Genomic DNA, 22673 nt, shown 5'->3' with positions numbered 1-22673 from the left:
AAATCGCAGAGGGAAAAAGACTCGCTATTAGACATTTACACCCCAGAGACGAGCGAAAAAGAAGACCACGTAAAATTACCCTGCCCGCAAGCAAACACGGTAAAAATTCCAATATTTCTCATCATTTACTTTTCAACTCAGACATTTACAGGAATACCCTCAAGAAACCCTCGCCTTTTTTGCTAGACTTTCTCCACAATTCAACACACGCAGGACGTGTAAATGCTTCAAATTTTAGAAATTTGTAGCCAACAACCTGCCCAACTCATATTTTCGCTCAAAAATATGAACGCAGCACGCATCTAGTGATGACCCATCCAGTCACTGCGCACTTAATCGAGAAACCCAGCAATGTTAGATCGCTTCTATCTGATCATCGATGGCACCCAGTGGCTGCCACGTGTCCTTCCTCTTGGTGTCAAATTTTGTCAGCTCCGTATCAAAGACAAGTCCGAGGATGAAATCCGATCTCAGGTCCGCGAAGCAAAGCAACTTTGCGACAAAGCCGGCGCAGTGCTTGTCGTCAACGATCACTGGCAGGCAGCGTATGACGCAAACGTGGGCTATGTGCATTTAGGACAAGAGGATCTGAAAACCGCTGATTTCCGCGCACTCCGTTCCGCGGGGATCTACTACGGCATTTCCACCCATGATGAAGCCGAGCTGGACACAGCTCTGGCATTAGATCCTGAATATGTGGCCCTTGGCCCGATTTACAATAGCACCTCAAAAGAAATGCACTGGCAGCCACAGGGTTTGGAAACTCTGAAGAAATGGCGCGAGCGCACCAACAAGCATCTAGTCGCAATCGGCGGCATCACTCTGGAACGTGCCAGCGACGTCTTCTCCGCCGGTGCCGACTCCATCGCCACCATCTCCGACGTCACCACCGCCACCAACCCCGAACACCGCACCGCCCAATGGCTCGAAGCTCCAAGAACTGGTAGCGGTAGGCATCCTCTTCCAAAACGCTCTTCCCTTTCCAAGAGAAAGAGCGCTTGCCCGTCGCTGATCCTGACCCGGGCAACAAAAAAGGCAGCCAACCGGCTGCCTTTTCTAATTCATGTAAGCCAGCTGTTAGCTAAGCTCGGAGACGTTGTTGATCACTTTGCCAACAAGACCGTACTCTATGCCCTCATCTGGGCTCATCCAGTAATCGCGGTCGGTGTCTTTTTCGATGCGCTCCAGCGGCTGGCCGGTTGCGTCTGCGAAAATCTGGTTCAGACGATCGCGCATCTTGAGGATTTCTTTGGCCTGAATTTCGATATCAGTTGCCATACCGCCAGCACCACCAGATGGTTGGTGAAGCAGGAAGCGGGTGTTCTGGGTGCAGAAACGACGTTCTTTAGGCACAGACACGTAAATCAGAGCACCAGCGCTCGCCACCCAGCCCATGCCGAGAATACGAACTTCCGGCTGGATGAACTTGATCATATCGTGGATCATGTCACCGGATTCTACGTGGCCACCCGGAGAAGAAACAATAACGGTAATCGGGTCATTGCTGACCTGGGAAAGTGCAAGCAGACGGGAACAGACATCCTGAGCCATCTCTTGTGTCACAGGTCCTGTAATCAGCACTGTCCGCGCATCAAAAAGATGCTTGTCCACCGGGATGGACTTTTCAGGATTCTTTGGCGCGTCCTCATCACCTTCAAGGCGAATTGACGTCGAAGCACAATAGTCCGTCATGCGAATGACATGCTCCCTTTTATTCGCTACCGCCCCACGCGGCAGACTCTGATCAAACATAACTAAAAGATACTGCGGCAGACCGCAAACACGCAAAGTCATAGCCTAACAGAAATTCCCTAGGAAAAAGAGGGTGTTCTCCCCTCACTTTTGGTAGGTCCTTCGCTAGACCGCCGTTTCTCCACCTCTAAATCAATGCATTTTGCACATTTTCAGTTCGTTTGTTCCAACTTAAAGGCAAAGGAATAACGTTTTAATAACCTTGCAACTCACATAATCGGTAAAAATAACGATCTACCTATAGCTGATATAGACATGCAGGGGATGGTGTCTAGTCCTAGGACACAGCACAAAGGGATTTTCAGGTTTGACTGGTTTTATTGAAACGCTGGATGCCAACGTCCTATATCACTCGCCTGTCCCAACAGAAGACCAACGCGCCTTCGCCCGTGTCGACGTCCCTATGTATATTGTCGACGTCTCCCAGACCAAACTCGTTTGGGCCAACGCCGCAGGTCTGACGTTCCTCGGTCTGTCTCTCAAGAATTGTATCGACCAGACCGGCGCCTTCAGAATTGAATTGCCTGCCCCTTTTGACGATCCCTCTTATGAGCGACAGCTGCAGTCTTATCTGACCCGCGTACGGGAAGAAGGCCGCATCACCGAATGCATCACCGTCATCCCAAACGCTCAGCCGGTCTCCGTCTACTGCTCCATATCCCCTCAGCCACTCGTCTCGGGCAATCCGGGCCTGCTGGTTCAGGTTATCTCTGAGGTCGGCAACGAGCCGGAACAGGTGCGCAGCGCGCAGGTACTGCTCTACACCACCTCCATGATCAGCATGTTTGATGAGAACGGCAAACTGATTTTTGAAAACCCGGCAAGCCGCCTCAACCGGCCTGATGGCTGCGAAGACCTGATCAACCGCATGTGCAACCGCCGCGATTTTGATGCGCTGCTGGATGAACTGCGCAAAACAGGCAAGGCAAACCTCGTCGCTCTCATGCACTCCTCTCAGGGAGAACGCTGGTTCGACCTGAACGCCCGCAGCGGATACGATCCGTTTTCCGGTTCCAGAGCAATCCTGCTCAGCGCCTCAGATGTCACCAAACGCCTGAAAGCAGAACACGAAGTCCGCTACCTGGCCCACCACGACACGCTGACCGGCCTTGCCAACAGAACATTTCTTGAGATTGAAGCCGAGCGCTATCTGGATGAGACCCGCATCACCGGCAACCCCGGTGCGCTCATCTTCATTGATCTCGACCGCTTTAAAACAATCAACGACACCCTCGGCCATCTGGTGGGCGACGACCTGCTCGTCGTCATCGCCAAGCGCCTGAAGGAAGTCGTCGAAGGCATCGGCTTTGTCGCCCGCCTTGGCGGGGATGAGTTCGTTGTGCTCATCGCCAACTTCGCAGATTAAGACCTGCTGGACGACATCAGCAGAGAAATCAGAACAGCCCTGTCCAAACCCTGTAAAGTGCGCGGGCACATGCTGCAGGTCACCCCATCCATTGGCGTGTGCACCTATCCGGAACACGGCGTTGATCTGGACACTCTCATGCGCAAGGCCGACCTTGCCATGTATAAAGCCAAGGATTTGGGCCGCGACCGCATCTGCTTCTTTGATATCTCCATGTCTCGGGAAGCGGAAGAACGCGTCAGCCTGGAAACTGCCCTGCGTCAGGCTCTGCGCAACAAAGAGCTCGCCGTTCACTATCAGCCACGCGTCTGCGTCGCCACCAACCGCATTGTGGGCGCAGAGGGCCTGCTGCGCTGGCATCATCCAACCCGCGGCCTCGTTTCAGCTGCAAGCTTCATTGAGATTGCAGAGGAAGCAGGCATGATCGATGAGATCGGTGATTGGGTTGCCCGCGAAGCCATGCTGCAGCAAAAGCAATGGGCACAGGCTGGCCATGACATCGCGATCTCCATCAACCTGTCCCCGGCCCAGTTCCGCCGTGGCCGCATATCCCAGCGCCTGCACCGCATTCTCATTGAGACTGGCGCGTCGGCCAGATCAATCCGACTGGAGATCACCGAAAGCGCCCTGCTCAGCGACGCCAATGAAACGCTGAAAGAACTCAACGCCCTGCGTGATCTTGGCTTTACGCTGGAAATCGACGATTTCGGCACAGGCTACTCAAACCTGGGCTACCTCCAGCGCTATCCGGTAACAGCCCTGAAGATCGACAGATCCTTCATCGCCGACACCAAACGCTGGCCAATTGTACAGATGATCGTCCAGATGGGCCGCCTGTTGAACCTCACTCTGGTGGCAGAGGGCATCGAGACCAAAGAACAGCTTCGCCAGATCCAGAAGTTGCAGTGCCACGAGTATCAGGGCTATCTGTATTCCCCAGCCGTCGCCCCCGAAACCTTCGAGTGCCTCCTAAACGGCCAGCAAACCATAGCCCCACCCCCAAGAACCCCAGCCTCCCAACTCGGCATCCTGGCCTAAGCCAACCCAGCCTTCGCAGAGCGGCTCAACTCTTCCAGCGCAGCCATCGCATCTTCCGCCTTCTCTTCCGGCACGAAGATGTGGTCATGGTAATAGGCTGCGACGACGTTGGCAGAGATACCGGCTTCGGCGAGGGCTTTGGAGAGGGCGGCGGTAAGGCCGACGGCTTCCAGAGAGCTGTGAACCGCAAGCGAGATACGGCGGAAGCAAGGTTCGGTTTCAACGCCAGCTTTACCTGCATTTTCAATGGAAAGGATCGCCGTCAGGCCTTCGTTTTCCCAGAACAGTCCAAGCGGGGAATGCTCTGCCAAAGCCTCAATGCTGCCATTGGGGAAAGTACAAAACACAAAGCTTTCTTCGGAAAGAGAAGCCTCCATGGACGCCAGCAGTTCCTGCAAATCCGTTCCACCACGCTCTGTCATCTGTAAAAAACCTCTCTCAGCACTCAAAACATTTCGTAGTAAATCCTAGCATATCCCAGTAAACACTCAGGGAAACAAGTAAGCGTAACTTCCAGCAATAAAAAGCCCCACGAAGTGCTCGTCGGGGCTAGTTAGATTTAGCTTCGCATCAAAGCCTTACACAAAGGCAAAATCATCCTCATATAGATTGGAATGGGTAACACCCTCGGCCGTGAGCGAAGTGTCAAAACTATCCCGCAACACACTATCGGAGACTGTGTTTTCTCCCTCTTCGATGGCTGCTTCGCCCCTGCCATTTACGGTCACATTAACCGTTTCTGTAGAGGTCGCGCCAGATTCGTCGGTGACCGTATAGGTGAAGCTATCAAACCCAAACTCACCTTGATCCAAATCGTCAAACTGCCCGTTTGGATCATAGATAAAGTTGCCATCCTCATTGACAGTCACGGTACCAAGTGTACCGTCCGTCTCAACGGTAATAGTGTGGCTGTCGTTGGTATCAGCATCACTAAAATGTGGCGAGATGACAACAGCAGCATCTTCAACGGTACCTGAGTACACGGAGGATGCCACTGGTCCGTCATTCTTGCCGATAATATTGATAGTTACCGTAGAGGTGTCGCTTGCCCCGTGTTGGTCAGTGATTGTGTAGGTAAAGCTGGTGGTGGCTGTTTCCCCTTCTGCGAGGTAATCAAACTCTGTACCGGGGTCGTACAAAAAAGCATCAAACAAACCTTGGTCAGTCAACGTCAACGTCCCTTTTAGACCCTCCGTGTTGAGAGAAGTCGTGTGCGTGTCGCCCCAATCTTGATCATGAAAGATCGCACGCCACACACCTGGTTGGTTTTCGTGTCTGGTAAATTCATAAGGGAAAGTAACTGGTGCGTTATTGGCCATGCTCTACACTCCAAGTATATAAAAACTACAACTACAGCCTATGAGTGTAATCTTATCTGAAGCTAACCACACCACATTCGTTTTCATACATATATCAGAACAAGTTAGGCGGGTTTAGGAGGCCGCGATCAAGCCTATTGTCATGACTTTGCAGATATGAGCGATACCACCGCCTCATACTCACTTCATAGCTCATATGGCGATAGTCTTAAGTTTTCGGCATTTGCAGCAATTGTTTATTGAGAAGTCACTCTAGAGGACAGTTCTGTAAAATTGAAAGACGTAAAACCCACGGGCCTGACTTAACCTATTTCTATTTATGATCTTGTACTCTTGACTAAAACTCTGTCTTTCGACAAAACCCTCACGCACCATTCTTAAAACTGGCACTACACAAAGAGCCTTCATCGCGGACAAAATCTTTTCAGCCAAGAGCGTAGGAAAGTATCGCCAGAAAGCGAGTTACGATTAATCCTGATAGTTCGGCCAGAGACCCGGTGTGGCCAGCTCCACCACATTGCCAAAGGGGTCATGAAAGAACAGGCTCACCCCGCCTTGCGGCCAACGAACTTCACTGCTGATCGGGATCTTTTTGTCTTCCAGATACTCCCGCCACTCAATCAAAGAACTGCGGGAAATGGCGAAGGCGAAATGCGAAGGCCCACTCGTGCTGTGTCCGGGAACCATACCGAAAGGGCTGTCTACATCATCACCACACACATCGCGCCGGAAGACCAGAAGCATCTGGTTGGGGCCCGCGTCATAGCCATGCATACGCTCCCCCTCAACGACACGGTTCAGCCCTAAAAGGTCGCCGTAGAACTGATGCGACTCGGCAAAATTATCAACATAAACAGCAGTTTCGACAATTCCATTGATACCCGGTGCATCCATTCTAACCTCCTGATTGGCTAAAACGGCAGACCGAACCACCATGCAGCCAGGAACAAAAATGTAAAGAAGCCAACAACGTCCGTTATGGTGGTCACAAAAACTGAAGAAGCAATGGCAGGATCCACTCCAATTTTCTCTAAGCCCATTGGAACCAGCAATCCAAACAAACCAGCGCAGATAGAGTTAATCAGAACTGCACTGCCAATAACCACCCCAAGTTCTGGGTTGAGGAACCAGCCCCCCGCAATAGCACCAATCAGTACTCCAAGGCCCACACCGTTGATGATGCCCACCAACAGCTCACGCCGTAAAACCCTGAGGATGTTACGCCTGTTCAGCTCCTGAGTGGCAATCGCGCGCACGGTAACGGCCATGGTCTGCGTTCCAGAGTTCCCTCCCATGGACGCCACAATCGGCATCAACACAGCCAGCGCCACCATCTGCTCAATGGTGGCCGAGAAAATAGAGATAACAAACGCAGCAAAAATGGCGGTGAACACATTCACCGAGAGCCAGGAAATGCGAGATCTGGCAATCTCCAGAACGCTGTCAGAGATCTCCTCATCACCCACACCAGCCATCGCCAACATGTCTTCCTCAGCCTCTTCTTGAATGACGTCAACGATGTCATCAACCGTCACAATACCAACCAAGCGCTCGGAGGTGTCGGTCACAGCAACAGAAACGAGGTTATAGCGCTCAAACAAGCGCGCCACATCTTCCTGATCATCAGTCACCAGAACAGAATGGCGGGTCTCCTCCATAATCTTGGAGATCTTCCTGGAGCGTTTGGTGCGCAGCAACCGGTCCAGCGCCACAGCACCCAACAGGCGGAACCCCGGATCAACCACATAAAGCTCATAGAAGCTGTCAGGCAGATCTTTGGAGCTGCGCAGATGGTCAATCACCTGCCCCACTGTCCAGAAGGGTGGCACCGCAATAAAGTCAGTCTGAACAATACGACCAGCAGAATCTTCAGGAAATTCAAGCGCCCGCTTAATCTGAACCTGATCCACATTGGGCAGCTGAGCAAGGATCTTCTCCTGCTCTTCCTGCTCCATGTCCTCAAGCAGATAAACCGCATCATCGGACTCAAGCTCGCCAATGCCCTCAACAACATCCCCATCCGGCAATGCATCCAAAACCTGCGCACGCACAGGCTCTTCGGTTTCGGTCAAAGCGGCGAAGTCAAACTCTTCACCCAGCAGCTGAATAAGAAGAACGCGATCATCCTCGCGCAGCATCTCCAGCAGGTCACCCATATCCGCTTCGTGCAGATTACCCGCCAGCTCGCGCACAACAGCAGCATCACGCGTATCAAGAGCTTCTTCAACGCGCGTTACAAAGTCCGTATCAAGGTGTCCACTGGCATCTCGAACATGTGGTGGAGGGGGCGCAGCATGAAGCGCACCGGGATTTTCCGATTGGGTCACGAGACCTCCACTGGTTGTTCAGTCAAATGCTTAACGTGAGCATCGTCCTTCAGTATTGCTGAAAATTGAAATGCCTCTGGTACCAAGGTCCCTGTGCACAGGTTTGTGTTTATAGCGACCTTCTCTGACCGTGCAATCCTTTTGCGAAGAATTCACGATTTACATCAAACTGCGTTCTTTTTGGGGTAGGCCCGTGCGCCCTTCAGGAAATCCAGAGGAAACATAAGAACGCACCCAAACCATAAAAAACGCAAGCAGACGCACAAAAACGCAAACCAACGCAAAACACATGATCCCTCGCCTGATAAAGCGATCCTGCATTTTTATATACTGAGAAAAAACAGAGGCTTAGATAGCAAAAAACCCCGGCTCTTAAAAGAGCTCGGGGCTTTTGGTGCGGCCGAGAAGACTCGAACTTCCACGGGAGTTACCCCACAGCGACCTCAACGCTGCGCGTCTACCAATTCCGCCACGGCCGCAAAACCTTGGCTTGCCGTTGGAGTGTCTGGCTTGTTTGCCTCGCCCCGTCGGCCGGTGAGCGGTGATATAGCCAACCCCTCGAACCTGCGCAAGTACCCTTTTTCAAAAATTCACAGTGCAGAGGAAAAAAATCGAAAAAACCTCTTTTGGACGGGGACTTATCCACTGCACGCGATATTTCAGATGCGATCTTCCATGTTTACGGGCCGCATTTCCACAGCACGCTGCAGAACCTTTGTAATAACAATGCCAACTTTATCGCCAACCACAGTCACCTGCCCTTCGGCCACTGGTGTATTGTTTGCCAAAATCGTCACATCATCCGCTTCATGGGTGTCCAGCTCAATCACCGCTCCACGTCCCATGCGCAACAACTGGTGCACTGGCATTTCAGATTTACCCAGCACCACCGAAATATCGACGGAGATATCATCGAACCTGTTCATCTCTGTCCTGCTCCATCAGAGGGAATAAAATGCACCAGTCCCTACTCTGTGAGTTGGTGCCCTGTTATTTTTAGTGTAGACGCTTACATCTCATTAGGGCAAACCAACTAACCGAAATCCGCAGATCATTTTGGGATAACAACATGGCTGATCGTCAAACCCTTAAAACAGACTTCTTCCCCTTAGAAGGATCTCCCCCTGTTGAATGGGTGATCGATGACGAGCTGATCCCCTATGAAGTTGCACAGAAAGAAATGGAAGAGCGCGTTGCCGCAATCGCCGCTGGCGAAGCCAACGAACGCGTCTGGCTTCTGGAGCATCCGCCTCTTTATACCGCTGGTACCAGCGCTGATCCTGTTGACCTGATCGCCAAAGATCGCTTCCCGGTTTATGAAACGGGCCGCGGAGGGCAGTATACTTATCACGGTCCGGGACAACGTGTTGCTTATGTTATGCTCGATTTGAAGCGCCGCCAGCAAGACGTGCGCGCGTTCGTAGCTGCCCTTGAACAGTGGCTCATCGACACCCTGTGGCAACACCACGTACGCGGGGAAAGACGGGAAGATCGCGTTGGCGTCTGGGTTCAGCGCCCGGAAAAGGGCAAGGATGTTGAAGACAAGATCGCAGCCATCGGCATCCGCCTGCGCAAGTGGGTAACATTCCACGGCATCTCTTTGAATGTAGACCCTGACCTGGAACACTTCACCGGCATTGTCCCCTGCGGCGTGCAAAAGCATGGCGTCACCAGCTTCGTTGATCTGGGCCTGCCGCTCACGATGCCTGAGGTGGATATCATTCTGCGTGAGCAGTTCGAAGAGATCTTCGGCCCTACGCATTCCATCGGTCCATCCGGTCTGGCGCAAAAGCCAGAGGGTGAATAACTAGTACTCGATGCGGAACGAGCCCTTCTCTTCCGGGGCTTCGCCCAAAAGTGTGACCGCTTCAACTTCTGCACCAACAGGGCCTTGCTGAACAGCCATCAGCAAGGCATCTACCTTTTCCGGATCACCGGTAACAACTGCCTCCACTGATCCGTCTTCATTGTTCTTGCACCAGCCCGAAACACCCAGCATCCCGGCCTTTTTATAAAGCCAGGCCCGATAGCCAACACCCTGCACCAATCCCGTGATGGAAAAGTGTGTGGTCTTCATTGCTATCTCCCGGTGCGCTTAAAGCCTTCACAAACAAAGCTTTTTCGTTTCAGACGATAAAACCGGCAACACTGCTCAGTCTCACCACAGCCTTAGATTGCAAGCCATAAAAAAAACATCAATTCCCATATCTAATAGGTAGACCTTTAGGAGAGATTTTTTGAATTTTCTCAAATCCCGCCTGACTGCACTTTCTTTATCCGCAGCCACAGTACTTCTACCGACGCAAGCCCTCTCACAGACTGATTATACCAGCGATTTCAATGCGATCATCGAGACAGCGGACTACCAGACCGGCATTGCCACATTCAGCAAAAACACTGCACAGAACCCTGAAAACAATCAGGCCAAACTCGCTTTAGGCGCCCTGCAATTTCTGAACGCCCTTCAAGGCCTGCAGCAGGATCTTTACAAATACGGTGCAGGAAATACCTCCCCGAACAGAAGCCTACGCGCATTCCTCCCGATTTTCCGCGTTCCAGTCGCTCCTAATCCAACCCCAGAGCCGGTTACCTATCAAAAAACGCGGGAGATGCTGGAACGGTTCGTCGCTCAGCTGAAAGAAGCCAACGACACTCTGGCAGGCATCTCTGATCAACCAGTCAAACTGCAAGTTGACCTTCTGAAGATCAATCTAGATGCTGACAACAGCGGCACCGTTGAACCCTACGAAAACCTCGCAGAAATCCTCTCAAGCCTTTCCAGAGGCAGCCCATTCACACTTGAGGATGATACAACAAGGTTTCCTATCACCTTTGATCGGGCAGACGCAAAGTGGCTGCAAGGCTACTCTAACCTCCTCATGTCAGTAGGCAATTTCCTGCTCGCATTCGATTATGAGAGCACCTATGACATGACGTTCCATAGCGTCTTTGGCCCAGACGCCACCACCTATGGCAAACAGCTGCAGGAAAAAGGAAAAGCAGGCGGTCCACGCGATTTGGGCGCACTCGCCACTCCAATCACCTTCCTGCACTCCATCAACTGGACTGTAGAGAACCCCGATCGCCTCAAAGCGACCCGTCAGAACCTTCTGCAGGTTATGCAACTGAACTATGAAACCTGGGAGCTCATTCAGAAGGAAACCGACAACGACCACGAATGGCTCCCCAACCCTAACCAGACCAGCCCGTTTCAGGCTCTCCCAGTCACACAGCAAACCATCGACAGCTGGCTGGAAGCAGTGAAAACCTCAGAAAAAGTGCTGAATGGTGAAGTGTTGATCCCTCACATGGTGTTTGACGGCGGGATCAATATGAAGTCGTTCTTTGACACAGCAGAGAGCTTCGACCTTGTTCTCTTCATCACCGGACCAAACGCCGTGAATTACATCGAGCAAGGTGAAGTCTGGGATGGTGACTTCATGCGCACCTTAAGCCGCCCTTTAAGCAGAAACTTCGGTGCGTTCGCTGTCTGGTTCAACTAGCTCATAAACAAAAGAAAAGCCCGGCAACTTGGCCGGGCTTTCTGATTAGTTTCGCTCGCGCTCCACATGCACAATGTACAGCGACGCGCCGATGATCAGCGCTGCTCCCAGCCACAAGTTGCCCGGAGGCACCCAGCTGAAGACGATGAAGCCACAAAGAACATTGAGCGGCAATTTCAGATGATCAAACGGCTGGAGGTAAGCCGCGTCCACCTTCTCATAGGCCATCGCCAGCGAGCCCTGTGCAATCGCACCCAGCAGCCCTGCCAGAATGATCAACCACCACATGTTCATGCCTTCAGGTATTGAGAGACCACCTGGAGCCAGCAGCGCCAGAACCAGATTAACTGGCGTCAGCAGCAGAAGCAGATAGAGCGTAACCGACTGAGGACTTTCACTTTCTTCCAGCTTTTTCATGCAGAGGATGGAAGAACCCCATAGCAGCGCGGCGATAATTGGCAGGAATGTAACCAGCTGGAACGCTTCATCCCACGGGCTGAGAATGATCATGCCGCCCACAAAGCCAACAGCCGTCGCAACCCAGCGCTGCCCGCTCGCTTTTTCACGCAAGAAAACAGCGGCACCAATCGTCACGAAGAACGGGGACGTCATCAAAAGTGCGATGCCCTGCCAGATCGGCACACCATTTGCCAAACCAGCAACCCAGAACTGCACGCCCAGCGCAGCCAGAAAAACGCGGAAGAGGTGAAGAGCCAGTTGCTCGGTGTGCAAGCCATCGACACCAATACGCCAGATCACCGGCACCATAGCAACAAGCGAAATCAGATACTGCCAGAAGGTTGCACTGGTGGAGCTCAGCCCCTGCACCATGGTTAGATACTGCATGGCAGAGTTGGTCACCGCAAACGCGGCACCAGCAAACACCATCCAGCTTGCGCCCACAACAGCAGCAGACGCACGTGTTGAACTGCGTGATGTACTCATACACGCACCTCGTAATCACTATTCAAAAACAGATTAAACATAAGAAATCTTTCTGATCCAAAGGACGGCAAACCGCCAAGTTTCATTGAATCAGGACGCGCAAGCAAACAGCGTTCATCAGAACACCCCTCACCTACATTCTCTTCCATCCGGACTATAACCGTCGGTCCCGGAATCTCACCGGACCTGCTGACCCTTCCCAATACAAAGAAGGCGCTCGCGGACTTATGCCCCTAAGGACAATCACCACCGGTAGGGAATTTCACCCCGCCCTGAGAATTATCTCCCAACTTTGGGAGACTTGTTTTCTAACAGATTCTCAGGAAATTGCGAGTTGTCTTTCAGTCTAACTGAAAACACATTTGTGAACGATCTGTCACCCACAAATGCCCCTTTTACAGTTTGCAAACTCTAGCGCAGATCCCACTTTCGCAGTTCATCACGATAAGTCTCTGGGAAATCCCAGTGCTCTGCTGCTTCCATCACACCTTCCCACGCTTTGGCGTGCGGCTTCCCAGTGTTGGCAGTCCGGCTCAGGTAGATGATCGCTGACTTGTTCTGCCCGCCACTGCGCACGGGAAGGAAGACTTTGTCGAGCCCTTTGCGGAAAAGCGCCTCAGCTCCATCAACAACGGTCACATCACCGATACGGCAATCCCACAAGACACCATGCACGCGCTTGCCTGGAGCCTTCACCATGGAAGGGACACCTTCAGTAGTGATGATAAAGCGATAGCCATCCATGGAAGCTGGCCCCAGCGGTTTGGCCTGCGGGCAGCGGCTTGCCATGATCTTCGGGTTCATCAGACGGCCATAAGCAAAGTAAATCGGCATCAGTTCAACTCATAACAAAAAAGATCAGGCAACAAGGGTGTCGGCAAGGTGAGCAGCCAACTCTTCACGAGAGGACACAACAGTGTCAGCACCGCAATCAGCCATCTCTTCTTCAGAACCATAGCCCCAGAGCACACCGATAGACTCCACACCATTTTCCTTCGCAGCAATAATATCATGCTTGCGATCACCAATCATAATGCAATGAGATGCATCCAGACTTTCCTGTTCCAGCAAGTAAGCAAGCAAATCCACTTTGTTGCCGCGGGTCATATCCAGCTCGCAGCCATAGGTCTTTTCAAACAGACCATCCATCTCAAAATGAGCAATGATCTTTTCAGCGTAAACCCAAGGCTTGGAAGTGCAAACGAACAGGCGATCTCCACGGTCTTTGGCAGCCTGAAGGAGTTCAATAATCCCCTCATAGCGCTCGTTTTCGTAAAGACCGACAGTCGTAAAACGCTCCCGATACAAGCGAATGCACTCAAGGATCAGCTCTTCATCTTCTGTATTCAGAAGCTGGCGGAACGTTTCTGTAAGAGGAGGGCCGATAATAAAGGCGAGGTCTTTAGCTGGAGGAACATCGCGGCCAAGCTTTTCAAGCGCATACTGAACGCTCGTTACAATGCCGACAAAAGGGTCTGTCAGCGTTCCATCCAGATCAAAAAGCAGAGTGCGCAAAGCCAAATCCTCAATATAGGAATTGGCTTCGCGCCAACTCCTTATTCAAATTCCATGATAACGGCATCAACCGCCAGACTGTCGCCCGGTGCAGCTTGATAGCGCTTACCACACAATCGCGTTCTGCCCGAAGCACATTTTCCATTTTCATGGCTTCAACAATCGCCAGCTGCTCACCAGCTTTCACTTCCTGCCCCTCTTCTACATGAAGCGAGACAACAAGACCCGGCATTGGGCAGAGCAGCAGGTTGGATGTATCCGGAGCAACCTTCTCAGGCATTAGAGAAGCAAGTTCAGCATTACGAGGTGTCATCACCTTGGCAACAACTGAATAGCCCTGCCAGTCCAGCTGGTAGCCGTTTTCAACCGGACGCACCTGAACACTCACATTGCGCTCACCAACCTGCCCTTTCCAGAGCATGTCACCAGGAACCCAGGAAGAAGCGATACGGGCACGTGGACTGCCTTCGACACAAACATCGATATCAAGCGGCGTAACAGCCATGCCTTCAATCAGCTCAGCGTCCAGCTTTTCACCATTGATCAGCACACCCCACTCACGGCGCACACCGCATGATGCGGACGCAGACGGCCCGGCAGATGATCCAGACGCTCACGCTCAATCAGATGCATGGAAAGCGCTACAGACGCCAACACACTGCGGGCTTCCGCATCTGGTGTTGCTGGCTCAAAACCATCCGGATATTCATCAGCAATAAAGCTCGTAGCCAGTTGGCCAGAACGCCAGCGTGGGTGCTTCATCAAGGATGCAAGGAACGGTACGTTGTGCTGAATGCCGTCCACCTGGAACTCATCAAGCGCAGTGCTCATTCCCTCAATGGCTTCTGCACGGGTCGGCGCATAAGTCACCAGTTTCGCGATCATAGGATCGTAGAACATGGAGATCTCGGAGCCTTCAACAACACCAGTGTCATTACGAACCACATAACCGTCATGCTCACCTTCAACAGGTGGACGATAACGTGTCAGACGACCAATAGACGGCAGGAAGTTACGGTAAGGATCTTCCGCATAAATGCGGCTTTCAACTGACCAACCGTTCAGCTTCACCTCATCTTGTTTGATGGAGAGCTCTTCCCCAGCAGCAACACGGATCATCTGCTCAACAAGATCTACGCCGGTGATCAGTTCTGTCACCGGATGCTCAACCTGCAGGCGGGTGTTCATTTCAAGGAAATAGAAGCTCTTGTCCTGCCCTGCCACAAACTCAACAGTACCAGCACTGTCGTAGTCTACAGCCTTGGCCAGAGCAACGGCCTGCTCACCCATCTTGCGACGAGTTTCCTCATCCAGCAACGGAGACGGCGCTTCTTCGATGACTTTCTGGTTACGGCGCTGAATAGAACATTCACGCTCGCCCAGATAGATCGCATTGCCATGCTTGTCGCCCATCACCTGAATTTCAATGTGGCGCGGGTTTTCGATGAACTTTTCAATAAAGATACGATCATCACCGAAGGAGCTGACAGCTTCTGACTTGGCGCGATCAAAGCCATCCATGGCTTCTTCATCGTTCCAGGCGATACGCATGCCTTTACCACCACCACCGGCGGAGGCTTGATCATCACCGGATATCCGATTTCAGAGGCAATGCGCTTGGCATCTTCCGGGGTTTCAATCAGGCCCATGTAGCCTGGCACGGTAGAAACATTAGCATCAGCGGCAAAGCGCTTAGAGGTGATTTTGTCTCCCATCACCTCAATTGCTTTCGGGTTTGGTCCGATAAAGACAATACCTTCCTGCTTCAAGCGCTCGCAAAACTCTGCGCGCTCGGAAAGGAAGCCATAGCCCGGATGAACAGCTTCAGCGCCGGTCTGTTTGCATGCATCAATAATTTTGTCGATTACGAGGTATGATTTGGCTGCAGCCGGCTCACCAATGTGAACAGCCTCATCAGCCATCTCCACATGAAGCGCATCCCGGTCCGCATCAGAGTAAACAGCAACCGTTTTGATCCCCATCGATCTCGCCGTTTTGATAACACGGCAAGCGATTTCCCCACGGTTTGCGATCAGAATCTTTGAAAACATGCCCATCCCACATACACACCTTCTTTATTTACAGTGCAGGGTTGTAGGCATCTCTACGCACTTCCGCAACCTCACAATAGGGCGAAGAACCATCGCACTTTCGTAGGGCAATAGATGCTATCAAATCGCAAATTGAACTGCTCTTTCATCTATATGCAGCGCATTTTCCAAGGAAAGGCGTTGTATTTCTGCGACAGCTCTGGCAACACAGATTCCCAACAGTAAAGATCCCCTCAGGAGCCAAACAATGAATGAAAACAAGATATTTCTGGAAGGCCTGTCATTCTTTGCATTCCACGGCCTGCATGATGAAGAAGCCAAGTTGGGTCAACGCTTTATCATCGACCTCACCTGTTGGGCAGACTTTGAAAACGCAACCGTTTCAGACGATTATGAAGACACCATCTGCTACGGCACACTGGCCAAAACAGTAGAGGATGTTGTGACCAACTCCCGCTTTAACCTGCTGGAACGCCTTGCAGGAGCCATTTGCGAAGCAGTGTTCGCTATGGATGTGCGAATCTCCAAAATCACTGTCAAAGTGAACAAGCCATCTGCTCCGGTGCCCGTTCATACCGGTGGCTTTGGTGTAGAAGTTACCCGCGCCCGCCCTGCCGCAAACGGTTAAATCAGTCATTTCTTCTTTAGAGCCGGCTAACCACGGCTCACCTTGATACTCGCAGTTTTGGGCTTTTGCCTGCAAAACGGATGGAACGCGGCTTGATTATCAGCCTCTCTTTATCTGCTTTGTAAGGCAAAAGACCCCATGCGAAATGCCTCCGCCACTATTATTGCCGGTAGCCTCATAACCCTGATGTGGGTAGGCTCAGCCAACGCACAGGCCAGACCGGATGCCCGCAACCTGACATGTGAACAAGCTAAACAGCTGGTCAACAGCCGAGGTGGCGTTGTCCTGACCACAGGGCCACGCACCTATGAGCGTTTTGTCAGTGACATCAGATACTGCCTACATAATGAAGTCCTGCGCCGGGAGTGGGCTCCGACCAAAGATAGCAACGCCTGCCAGATCGGTTATCGCTGTTCACCACGCACACGGCAGAACCAGTAAAGAAGGAGGAAGCTATGAGAACATCGACCCTACTCGTATTAACGAGCACTCTGGCCCTTATAGCTTCCACCACTGCATTTGCCCGCCCAGACACGCGCCAAATGTCCTGCCTGGAAGCCCGCTCAGTTGTTCAGCGAGCTGGCGGCATCGTATTAAGCACTGGTGCCCGAACTTACGATCGGTTTGTAGCAGGCTTACAATTCTGCCAACCCTATGAGCGCTTAATGAGCCGATGGGTTCCCACCAAGGATCAGAAACGCTGCTTCATCGGCTATTCATGTGAACCCGGCTACAACAGCGGTGAAGGCCCCTTCGGCTCCGACATCTTCGATTAAGAACGGCAAAACATCCGCACATGGAAAAGAGGCGGCTTTCCCGCCCCTCTTCTAATGCTGTCGAATCCATAATCCACATCCCCAAACTTGCCAGACACACCCCGCACGCCACCAACATGTGGTTGCGACAACTTTTTTGCACCACCCACAAGCAAAAGTGTGAGCTTGATCACAGACATGCAAGTAATCCCCAAGAACACGAAGACACGAATTCGTTACCGACCAAAATTCAAAGTTGCGAAAAGATAATTTTGTGTTTCAGAACACATCTTACTCAAAAAATTCCAGTAAACATACAATCATCAACGAACAACAACACACACCAAGCAAACGATTTAGAGTAAAAACTCAAAAATTAGCTTGATAAAGAGAACAACAACTAAAGACAGAAAGATGTAAGAGGGCAAGAAACTGCCTTCCATCAGTCTAAATTCAAAAGACGCGCCGAAATAATAATGAAGATCGGCAAAATCCCATCGGAAAGACTGCTCCTCCCAGTCTCTCCCTCTGAACAATGACCAAAACTGTATAAATTCGAAAGTAAAACAAATGAAAAAGATCGCTCTGACCCTTTCCGTACTCGGCCTCGTTTCTGCTGCTTCCATCGCTCAGGCAGCTCTGGTTAACACAGGTGACCTGACCACTTCTGAAGCAAAGGCACTCGTTCAGGACAAAGGCGCAATCGTGCTCGCAACCGGTCCAGGCCTCTACGACCGCTACGTCGCAAATGCTTCTTATTGTGCCTCCCACGAAGAAACACAGCGCGCTTACGTCGTAACCAAAGACTCCAACAGCTCCCTCATCGGCTACACCTGCGTAGTTGAAAACAGAGACAACTAAGCCTCTAACCCGCCTCAAGTTAGAGAGCTCCCCCATCCCCCCCTTGGGAAAGACTGTTCCTCCCCAGTCTTTCCCTCTCAAAAACAACTCATATTGTAAAAATAGAAAGTAATCCCAATGAAAAAGATCGCTCTGACCCTTTCCGTTCTCGGCCTCGTTTCCGCTGCTTCCATCGCTCAGGCAGCTCTGGTCAACACTGGTGACCTGACCGCTTCTGAAGCAAAGGCACTCGTTCAGGACAAAGGCGCAATCGTACTGTCAACTGGCCCTGGTCTCTATGATCGCTACGTTGCAAACGCCTCCTATTGCGCAACCCACGAAGAAACAGAACGCGCTTACGTCGTAACCAAAGACTCCAACCATTCCCTCATTGGTTACACCTGCGTGGTCGACAACAAAAACAGCTGATTTTCTAACTCGCCCCAAAGTTAGAAGCACGCCCATCACAAAGCCCCAGGGAAAGGCTGTGCCTCCGGCCTTTCCTCCCCAAGTTCCCATAAGAATTAAAAACCGAAAGCTAATACAATGAAAAAGATCGCACTAACCCTTTCCGTTCTCGGCCTCGTTTCTGCTGCTTCCGTTGCTCAGGCAATGAATGTTCCCCTCACAAGCACAACTGACCTCACAGGCTCCCAGGTAAAAGCTCTGGTTCAGGATAAAGGCGCAGTCGTTCTGGCAACCGGTCCAGGTCTTTACGATCGCTACGTTGCAAATGGCTCCTTCTGTGGCCCACACGAAGAAACACAGCGCGCCTACGTTGTGACCAAAGATTCCAACCATTCCCTCATCGGTTACACCTGTGTGGTTGAGAACGACGAAAACTAAGACCTAACTCGCCTCAAGTTAGTCCCCCTCTCCCCTATCAACAAAACCCCGACCTTTTCACGAAGGCCGGGGTTTTCATTTTTCAGAAATCACAAGCTCTGTCTTAGAGCGGAATATTGTCGTGCTTACGCCATGGCATCTGCTGGTTCTTGGTCCGCAGCATTGCCAGCGCACGAGAGATCCGCATCCGGGTAGACTGAGGCATGATCACCTCATCAATGTACCCACGCTCTGCAGCCACAAACGGGTTCGCGAACCGGTCTTCATAATCCTTTGTCCGCTCGGCAATCTTCTCAGGATCATCCAGTTCATTGCGATACAGGATCTCAACCGCACCTTTCGCGCCCATCACAGCGATCTCAGCAGATGGCCAAGCGTAGTTCACATCACCACGGATATGCTTGGAGCTCATCACGTCATAAGCACCACCGTAAGCCTTACGTGTGATCACAGTGATCTTCGGAACAGTCGCCTCACCATAAGCAAACAGCAGTTTCGCGCCATGCTTGATCAACCCGCCATATTCCTGCGCTGTACCCGGCAGGAAGCCCGGAACATCCACAAAGGTAACCAGCGGAATGTTGAAGCAGTCACAGAAGCGCACGAAACGCGCAGCTTTACGACTCGCATCACTGTCCAGAACGCCAGCAAGAACCATCGGCTGGTTGGCAACGATTCCAACGGTACGCCCTTCAACACGACCAAAGCCTGTGATGATGTTTCCAGCAAAGCTTTCCTGAATCTCGAAGAAATCCCGTTCATCCACGGTCTTCAGGATCAGTTCCCGCATGTCATACGGCTTGTTCGGATTATCCGGAACCAGCGTATTGAGGCTCTCATCCAATCGGGACGGATCGTCATAAACGGATAGCTCAGGCAATGGCGCCTGATTGTTCATCGGCAGATAATCCACCAGACGGCGGATCTGCAGCAGCGCTTCCACGTCGTTATCAAACGCACCATCCGCAATGGAGGACTTGGTGGTGTGAATGCTCGCACCGCCCAGCTCTTCAGCCGTCACAGTCTCATTGGTCACGGTCTTCACAACATCCGGACCAGTCACAAACATGTAGGAGGTATCGCGCACCATGAAGATGAAATCGGTCATCGCTGGGGAATACACATCACCACCAGCACATGGCCCCATGATCACGGAGATCTGCGGAATAACACCAGACGCCTGAATATTGCGCCAGAACACTTCGCCGTATCCACCAAGTGCCGCAACACCTTCCTGAATACGAGCACCACCTGCATCGAAAATACCAATGATCGGCGCGCGGTTCTGCAGCGCCATATCCTGGATCTTCATGATTTTCTCTGCGTGGGTCTCAGAAAGCGAGCCACCAAATACCGTGAAGTCTTTTGAGAAGAGGTAAACCGTACGGCCATTAACCGTACCCCAACCAGCAACAACACCATCACCCGGGAAGTGCGTCTCCTCCATACCAAACTCGGTACAGCGGTGCTGCTTGAACATATCGAATTCTTCGAAGGAACCTTCATCTAGCAGAATTTCAATGCGCTCTCGTGCGGTGAGTTTTCCGCGTTTATGCTGCGCATCAATTCGGCGCTGTCCCCCACCAAGCCGCGCTTCATCACGTCTTTTTTCTAATTCAGCTAGAACTTCCTTCATAAGATATCTCAGCTCCCAATCTAACTGAGTTATCTCCTAACACGCCCCTAAGCAAAAAAACTAGTAAGCCGTTGGATTGAGAAGCTTCTTACGATGCAACCACGAACCACCTCAACCCAACACGCCATAACCCTTGGGAAACCAAGCATTCTTTGCCGATAAATCAGCAAATCTCACTCGGCCTCATCCGCACTGCCCGCATTGAGCAATCCATATTTTTCTTCGCCTATTTGCTCAAGAAGCTCCAACTGAGTCTCAAGAAAATCGCAGTGTCCTTCTTCATCAGCCAGCAAACTGTCAAAAAGTGCCATGGTCACGAAGTCCCCTTGCTGCTCACAGAACACACGGGATTCGCTGTAATACTCAATCGCCTCACGCTCTCCAGCCAGATCAGCCTCCAGCACTTCTTTCACAGATGTGCCAATACGCAGCGGAGCAATGGTTTGCAGGTTCGGATGACCTTCCAAAAACACAATGCGCTCAACCAAACGGTCAGCATGCTGCATTTCTTCAATCGACTCGGCCCGCTCTTTCTTGCCAAGCTTTGTGTAGCCCCAATCTTCAAGAAGCCGGAAATGCACCCAGTATTGATTGACAGCCCCGAGCTCCATGGAAAGGGCTTTGTTCAAACGTTCAATGACACCGTCTTTTGCTTTCATGAGATCTCAGTGCGCGCACTGCTCCTTTGGGAATGCAGATGAAAATGCAACTCGTTCAGAACCGTCCCCCAAACGAGTATTGACCCCATAAACATAGTTCAGCCCAACACACCGCCAACCCAAATCCCCGATCGTTCCTAATGAAGCCTAAAGCATGCCGCATTCATTTAAATTCACGCGCCAAGCTTTAAACTATTGCTTTACGCGTATTCTGATTGGAAACTGGGAGCGCTTTTCGGCAGTTCGCTCGAAAACACCTATAGCACCGCGCTGGTAACAGGCGGTGTTGGAGAGTTAGAGTTCCCGCTAAAACGGGTGGAGCAAGGCGAACAGGCTCTGCCTGCGCTACTTGTTAGAAATGTTTCTTCGGCATTGGCTGTTCGCCTCGCCCAGGCCTTTTCTCATGAACACGCGGGCTCCCTCTCGAACAGACGCGACAGGCACATCTGCGCATCTTTGATACGCTTTTGTACCATCGGCAGTTTCCTGCCACCACCGGACGCCCTTCGGAACGACCCCAAGCTCCCTACTACCACTGTGGTCTCAATAGGGTATGGCGCTTCACCGGACCTCCCGACACGATACGTTACCTCATGCGGTAGCCCAACCCCGCCCACGCCACGGAATGGGCGGTCCACTCCTGCCCGAATGCGTGGGCACGAGAGTTAGGATAGGGTAGATTTTGGGAAGGGGGATAAGTTTTTTGCGAGTTCTTGCTGGAAAAACAACTCTAACCCAACAAAAAAGAGCCACCCAATGGGCAGCTCTTTCAAATCAAAACAATCGGTTAGCGCGATTATTCGCTCGCATCAGCCGAGTTAGCATTCAGCGCACCGTAGTGCTGCTCGCCAATCTTCTCAAGAAGCTCAAGCTGTGTTTCAAGGAAGTCGATATGCCCTTCCTCATCTGCCAGCAGATCATCAAACAGCTTCATGGAAACATAGTCGCCTTCGGCGTCACAGATCTCGCGGCTCTTCTTATAAGATTCACGCGCTTCATGTTCACCAGCCAGATCAGCTTCCAGAACTTCTTTCAGGTTTGTGCCGATCTTAAGCGCACCAACTGTCTGCATGTTTGGGTGACCACCAAGGAAGAGGATGCGCTCAATCAGCTTGTCCGCATGTTCCATCTCTTCAACGGATTCCTCACGCTCCTTTTGCGCCAGTTTGCCAAAGCCCCAGTCATCCAGCAGGCGGTAATGCAGCCAGTACTGATTGACGGCACCAAGCTCAAGCTTCAGAGCCTCGTTAAGCCGCTCAATAACTTTCTCATTATGTTTCATCGGCGGAGTTCCTCAATTTTTGTGATTATGACCGTGTTTGGCGATGTGTCGTTTTAAACATTATTCTTATGCCGGATGGCTGCAGCACACAGTTGAACAGATTCGACAGTAACACGGCAATTAAAATCCCATTACCCACATACTACAAACTATTGATTTCTTTCTACGATAAGTAGAAGCCACCCAACAAAAAAGCGCAGCCACTGACTGC

At 51.6% G+C, this 22673-nt stretch carries 22 protein-coding genes, 1 tRNA gene, 3 pseudogenes and 1 riboswitch; of the genes and pseudogenes, 11 read left to right on the top strand and 15 right to left on the bottom strand.

Annotated features, from left to right (window positions below):
* Positions 1 to 351: 351 nt before the first annotated feature.
* Positions 352 to 927: pseudogene (locus tag JCM12308_RS27910) on the top strand (thiamine phosphate synthase); the annotation flags it as partial.
* Between the two features lie 150 nt (positions 928 to 1077).
* Here the strand turns inward: JCM12308_RS27910 and JCM12308_RS19350 are convergent.
* Positions 1078 to 1692: an ATP-dependent Clp protease proteolytic subunit gene (locus JCM12308_RS19350; RefSeq protein ID WP_054784831.1), complete on the bottom strand. Its 615-nt coding sequence runs from the start codon at positions 1690 to 1692 to the stop codon at positions 1078 to 1080.
* 463 nt (positions 1693 to 2155) lie between these two features.
* Between JCM12308_RS19350 and JCM12308_RS32815 the strand changes: the two are divergent.
* A pseudogene (locus tag JCM12308_RS32815) lies at positions 2156 to 3298 on the top strand (diguanylate cyclase domain-containing protein); the annotation flags it as partial.
* Complete coding sequence (locus tag JCM12308_RS30535; RefSeq protein WP_306303360.1) at positions 3278 to 4156, top strand: putative bifunctional diguanylate cyclase/phosphodiesterase; 879 nt, start codon at positions 3278 to 3280, stop codon at positions 4154 to 4156. The pseudogene JCM12308_RS32815 and the gene JCM12308_RS30535, both read left to right, overlap by 21 nt.
* Here the strand turns inward: JCM12308_RS30535 and JCM12308_RS19340 are convergent.
* The 6 genes from JCM12308_RS19340 to JCM12308_RS19315 all read right to left on the bottom strand — a co-directional run bounded on the left by JCM12308_RS19340 (position 4153) and on the right by JCM12308_RS19315 (position 8728).
* The gene (locus JCM12308_RS19340) at positions 4153 to 4578 is read right to left on the bottom strand and encodes an ACT domain-containing protein (RefSeq protein ID WP_054784787.1); all 426 of its coding nucleotides are present in this window, start codon (positions 4576 to 4578) and stop codon (positions 4153 to 4155) included. The two genes, JCM12308_RS30535 and JCM12308_RS19340, sit on opposite strands and share 4 nt — an antisense overlap.
* 156 nt (positions 4579 to 4734) lie before the next feature.
* Positions 4735 to 5475 (bottom strand): cadherin-like domain-containing protein, encoded by a 741-nt coding sequence (locus JCM12308_RS19335; protein WP_054784786.1) that lies wholly within the window; start codon positions 5473 to 5475, stop codon positions 4735 to 4737.
* A 468-nt stretch (positions 5476 to 5943) separates the two neighbouring features.
* Positions 5944 to 6369, bottom strand: a complete 426-nt coding sequence (locus JCM12308_RS19330; RefSeq protein ID WP_008547383.1) for a VOC family protein — start codon at positions 6367 to 6369, stop codon at positions 5944 to 5946.
* A 17-nt stretch (positions 6370 to 6386) separates the two neighbouring features.
* On the bottom strand, positions 6387 to 7802 hold the full coding sequence (mgtE, locus tag JCM12308_RS19325; RefSeq protein ID WP_054784785.1) for a magnesium transporter: 1416 nt from the start codon (positions 7800 to 7802) through the stop codon (positions 6387 to 6389).
* A 392-nt stretch (positions 7803 to 8194) separates the two neighbouring features.
* Positions 8195 to 8281, bottom strand: a tRNA-Leu gene (locus JCM12308_RS19320).
* A 180-nt stretch (positions 8282 to 8461) separates the two neighbouring features.
* A complete protein-coding gene (locus JCM12308_RS19315; protein WP_008547981.1) occupies positions 8462 to 8728 on the bottom strand; it encodes a FliM/FliN family flagellar motor switch protein in 267 nt (88 codons plus the stop codon).
* Positions 8729 to 8871: 143 nt separating this feature from the next.
* On the opposite strand from JCM12308_RS19315, the gene lipB reads away from it, so the two are divergent.
* Positions 8872 to 9609 (top strand): lipoyl(octanoyl) transferase LipB, encoded by a 738-nt coding sequence (gene lipB, locus JCM12308_RS19310; RefSeq protein WP_054784784.1) that lies wholly within the window; start codon positions 8872 to 8874, stop codon positions 9607 to 9609.
* Here lipB and JCM12308_RS19305 read toward each other — a convergent pair whose 3' ends face one another.
* Positions 9610 to 9879, bottom strand: coding sequence for an acylphosphatase (locus JCM12308_RS19305; RefSeq protein ID WP_014286274.1), 270 nt, complete (start codon positions 9877 to 9879; stop codon positions 9610 to 9612). It abuts the gene before it with no gap.
* 160 nt (positions 9880 to 10039) lie between these two features.
* Here JCM12308_RS19305 and JCM12308_RS19300 point away from each other — a divergent pair, with 160 nt between their 5' ends.
* Positions 10040 to 11305: a hypothetical protein gene (locus JCM12308_RS19300; RefSeq protein WP_054784783.1), complete on the top strand. Its 1266-nt coding sequence runs from the start codon at positions 10040 to 10042 to the stop codon at positions 11303 to 11305.
* Positions 11306 to 11350: 45 nt separating this feature from the next.
* On the opposite strand, the gene JCM12308_RS19295 is transcribed toward JCM12308_RS19300, so the two are convergent.
* The 4 genes and pseudogenes from JCM12308_RS19295 to JCM12308_RS19280 all read right to left on the bottom strand — a co-directional run bounded on the left by JCM12308_RS19295 (position 11351) and on the right by JCM12308_RS19280 (position 15816).
* Positions 11351 to 12250 carry a DMT family transporter gene (locus JCM12308_RS19295; protein WP_054784782.1) on the bottom strand — a complete coding sequence of 300 codons (900 nt, stop codon included), beginning with the start codon at positions 12248 to 12250 and terminating at the stop codon, positions 11351 to 11353.
* A gap of 133 nt (positions 12251 to 12383) precedes the next feature.
* Positions 12384 to 12534, bottom strand: a riboswitch (FMN riboswitch).
* Positions 12535 to 12661: 127 nt separating this feature from the next.
* Positions 12662 to 13084: a gamma-glutamylcyclotransferase family protein gene (locus JCM12308_RS19290; protein WP_054784781.1), complete on the bottom strand. Its 423-nt coding sequence runs from the start codon at positions 13082 to 13084 to the stop codon at positions 12662 to 12664.
* A 24-nt stretch (positions 13085 to 13108) separates the two neighbouring features.
* Positions 13109 to 13765 carry an HAD hydrolase-like protein gene (locus tag JCM12308_RS19285; RefSeq protein ID WP_174519204.1) on the bottom strand — a complete coding sequence of 219 codons (657 nt, stop codon included), beginning with the start codon at positions 13763 to 13765 and terminating at the stop codon, positions 13109 to 13111.
* A 41-nt stretch (positions 13766 to 13806) separates the two neighbouring features.
* Positions 13807 to 15816: pseudogene (locus JCM12308_RS19280) on the bottom strand (acetyl-CoA carboxylase biotin carboxylase subunit).
* A gap of 247 nt (positions 15817 to 16063) precedes the next feature.
* On the opposite strand from JCM12308_RS19280, the gene folB reads away from it, so the two are divergent.
* The 6 genes from folB to JCM12308_RS19250 all read left to right on the top strand — a co-directional run bounded on the left by folB (position 16064) and on the right by JCM12308_RS19250 (position 18885).
* A complete protein-coding gene (gene folB, locus JCM12308_RS19275) occupies positions 16064 to 16444 on the top strand; it encodes a dihydroneopterin aldolase (RefSeq protein WP_054784779.1) in 381 nt (126 codons plus the stop codon).
* Between the two features lie 138 nt (positions 16445 to 16582).
* A complete protein-coding gene (locus JCM12308_RS19270) occupies positions 16583 to 16885 on the top strand; it encodes a hypothetical protein (protein WP_008547936.1) in 303 nt (100 codons plus the stop codon).
* A gap of 14 nt (positions 16886 to 16899) precedes the next feature.
* Positions 16900 to 17220 carry a hypothetical protein gene (locus JCM12308_RS27905; protein ID WP_128647440.1) on the top strand — a complete coding sequence of 107 codons (321 nt, stop codon included), beginning with the start codon at positions 16900 to 16902 and terminating at the stop codon, positions 17218 to 17220.
* 549 nt (positions 17221 to 17769) lie between these two features.
* Positions 17770 to 18060: a hypothetical protein gene (locus tag JCM12308_RS19260; protein ID WP_054784777.1), complete on the top strand. Its 291-nt coding sequence runs from the start codon at positions 17770 to 17772 to the stop codon at positions 18058 to 18060.
* Positions 18061 to 18177: 117 nt separating this feature from the next.
* A complete protein-coding gene (locus tag JCM12308_RS19255) occupies positions 18178 to 18468 on the top strand; it encodes a hypothetical protein (protein WP_008547387.1) in 291 nt (96 codons plus the stop codon).
* A gap of 117 nt (positions 18469 to 18585) precedes the next feature.
* The gene (locus JCM12308_RS19250) at positions 18586 to 18885 is read left to right on the top strand and encodes a hypothetical protein (protein ID WP_014286284.1); all 300 of its coding nucleotides are present in this window, start codon (positions 18586 to 18588) and stop codon (positions 18883 to 18885) included.
* A gap of 103 nt (positions 18886 to 18988) precedes the next feature.
* On the opposite strand, the gene JCM12308_RS19245 is transcribed toward JCM12308_RS19250, so the two are convergent.
* From JCM12308_RS19245 to bfr (JCM12308_RS19235), 3 genes are all read right to left on the bottom strand, one after another.
* Positions 18989 to 20521: an acyl-CoA carboxylase subunit beta gene (locus JCM12308_RS19245; RefSeq protein ID WP_054784776.1), complete on the bottom strand. Its 1533-nt coding sequence runs from the start codon at positions 20519 to 20521 to the stop codon at positions 18989 to 18991.
* 173 nt (positions 20522 to 20694) lie between these two features.
* Entirely contained in the window at positions 20695 to 21180 is a 486-nt protein-coding gene (gene bfr / locus JCM12308_RS19240) for a bacterioferritin (RefSeq protein ID WP_008547984.1), read from the bottom strand.
* A gap of 796 nt (positions 21181 to 21976) precedes the next feature.
* Positions 21977 to 22462, bottom strand: a complete 486-nt coding sequence (gene bfr, locus JCM12308_RS19235; RefSeq protein WP_008548065.1) for a bacterioferritin — start codon at positions 22460 to 22462, stop codon at positions 21977 to 21979.
* Between the last annotated feature and the right edge of the window lie 211 nt (positions 22463 to 22673).

Source organism: Pseudovibrio denitrificans JCM 12308 (assembly GCF_001310815.1).
Lineage (GTDB): Bacteria > Pseudomonadota > Alphaproteobacteria > Rhizobiales > Stappiaceae > Pseudovibrio > Pseudovibrio denitrificans.
This window is presented reverse-complemented; position numbering and strand designations above follow the sequence as displayed.

Excerpts from the sequence above, each read along its gene's own strand:
- JCM12308_RS19340 (WP_054784787.1), bottom strand. The coding sequence starts at position 4,578 with ATGACAGAGCGTGGTGGAACGGATTTGCAGGAACTGCTGGCGTCCATG.
- JCM12308_RS19250 (WP_014286284.1), top strand. The coding sequence starts at position 18,586 with ATGAAAAAGATCGCACTAACCCTTTCCGTTCTCGGCCTCGTTTCTGCT.
- folB (WP_054784779.1), top strand. The coding sequence starts at position 16,064 with ATGAATGAAAACAAGATATTTCTGGAAGGCCTGTCATTCTTTGCATTC.
- JCM12308_RS30535 (WP_306303360.1), top strand. The coding sequence starts at position 3,278 with ATGTATAAAGCCAAGGATTTGGGCCGCGACCGCATCTGCTTCTTTGAT.
- JCM12308_RS19290 (WP_054784781.1), bottom strand. The coding sequence starts at position 13,084 with ATGCCGATTTACTTTGCTTATGGCCGTCTGATGAACCCGAAGATCATG.
- JCM12308_RS19260 (WP_054784777.1), top strand. The coding sequence starts at position 17,770 with ATGAAAAAGATCGCTCTGACCCTTTCCGTACTCGGCCTCGTTTCTGCT.
- JCM12308_RS19350 (WP_054784831.1), bottom strand. The coding sequence starts at position 1,692 with ATGACGGACTATTGTGCTTCGACGTCAATTCGCCTTGAAGGTGATGAG.
- JCM12308_RS19330 (WP_008547383.1), bottom strand. The coding sequence starts at position 6,369 with ATGGATGCACCGGGTATCAATGGAATTGTCGAAACTGCTGTTTATGTT.
- JCM12308_RS19245 (WP_054784776.1), bottom strand. The coding sequence starts at position 20,521 with ATGAAGGAAGTTCTAGCTGAATTAGAAAAAAGACGTGATGAAGCGCGG.
- JCM12308_RS19315 (WP_008547981.1), bottom strand. The coding sequence starts at position 8,728 with ATGAACAGGTTCGATGATATCTCCGTCGATATTTCGGTGGTGCTGGGT.
- bfr (WP_008548065.1), bottom strand. The coding sequence starts at position 22,462 with ATGAAACATAATGAGAAAGTTATTGAGCGGCTTAACGAGGCTCTGAAG.
- JCM12308_RS19255 (WP_008547387.1), top strand. The coding sequence starts at position 18,178 with ATGAAAAAGATCGCTCTGACCCTTTCCGTTCTCGGCCTCGTTTCCGCT.
- lipB (WP_054784784.1), top strand. The coding sequence starts at position 8,872 with ATGGCTGATCGTCAAACCCTTAAAACAGACTTCTTCCCCTTAGAAGGA.
- bfr (WP_008547984.1), bottom strand. The coding sequence starts at position 21,180 with ATGAAAGCAAAAGACGGTGTCATTGAACGTTTGAACAAAGCCCTTTCC.
- JCM12308_RS19305 (WP_014286274.1), bottom strand. The coding sequence starts at position 9,879 with ATGAAGACCACACACTTTTCCATCACGGGATTGGTGCAGGGTGTTGGC.
- JCM12308_RS27905 (WP_128647440.1), top strand. The coding sequence starts at position 16,900 with ATGAGAACATCGACCCTACTCGTATTAACGAGCACTCTGGCCCTTATA.
- JCM12308_RS19335 (WP_054784786.1), bottom strand. The coding sequence starts at position 5,475 with ATGGCCAATAACGCACCAGTTACTTTCCCTTATGAATTTACCAGACAC.
- JCM12308_RS19295 (WP_054784782.1), bottom strand. The coding sequence starts at position 12,250 with ATGAGTACATCACGCAGTTCAACACGTGCGTCTGCTGCTGTTGTGGGC.
- JCM12308_RS19270 (WP_008547936.1), top strand. The coding sequence starts at position 16,583 with ATGCGAAATGCCTCCGCCACTATTATTGCCGGTAGCCTCATAACCCTG.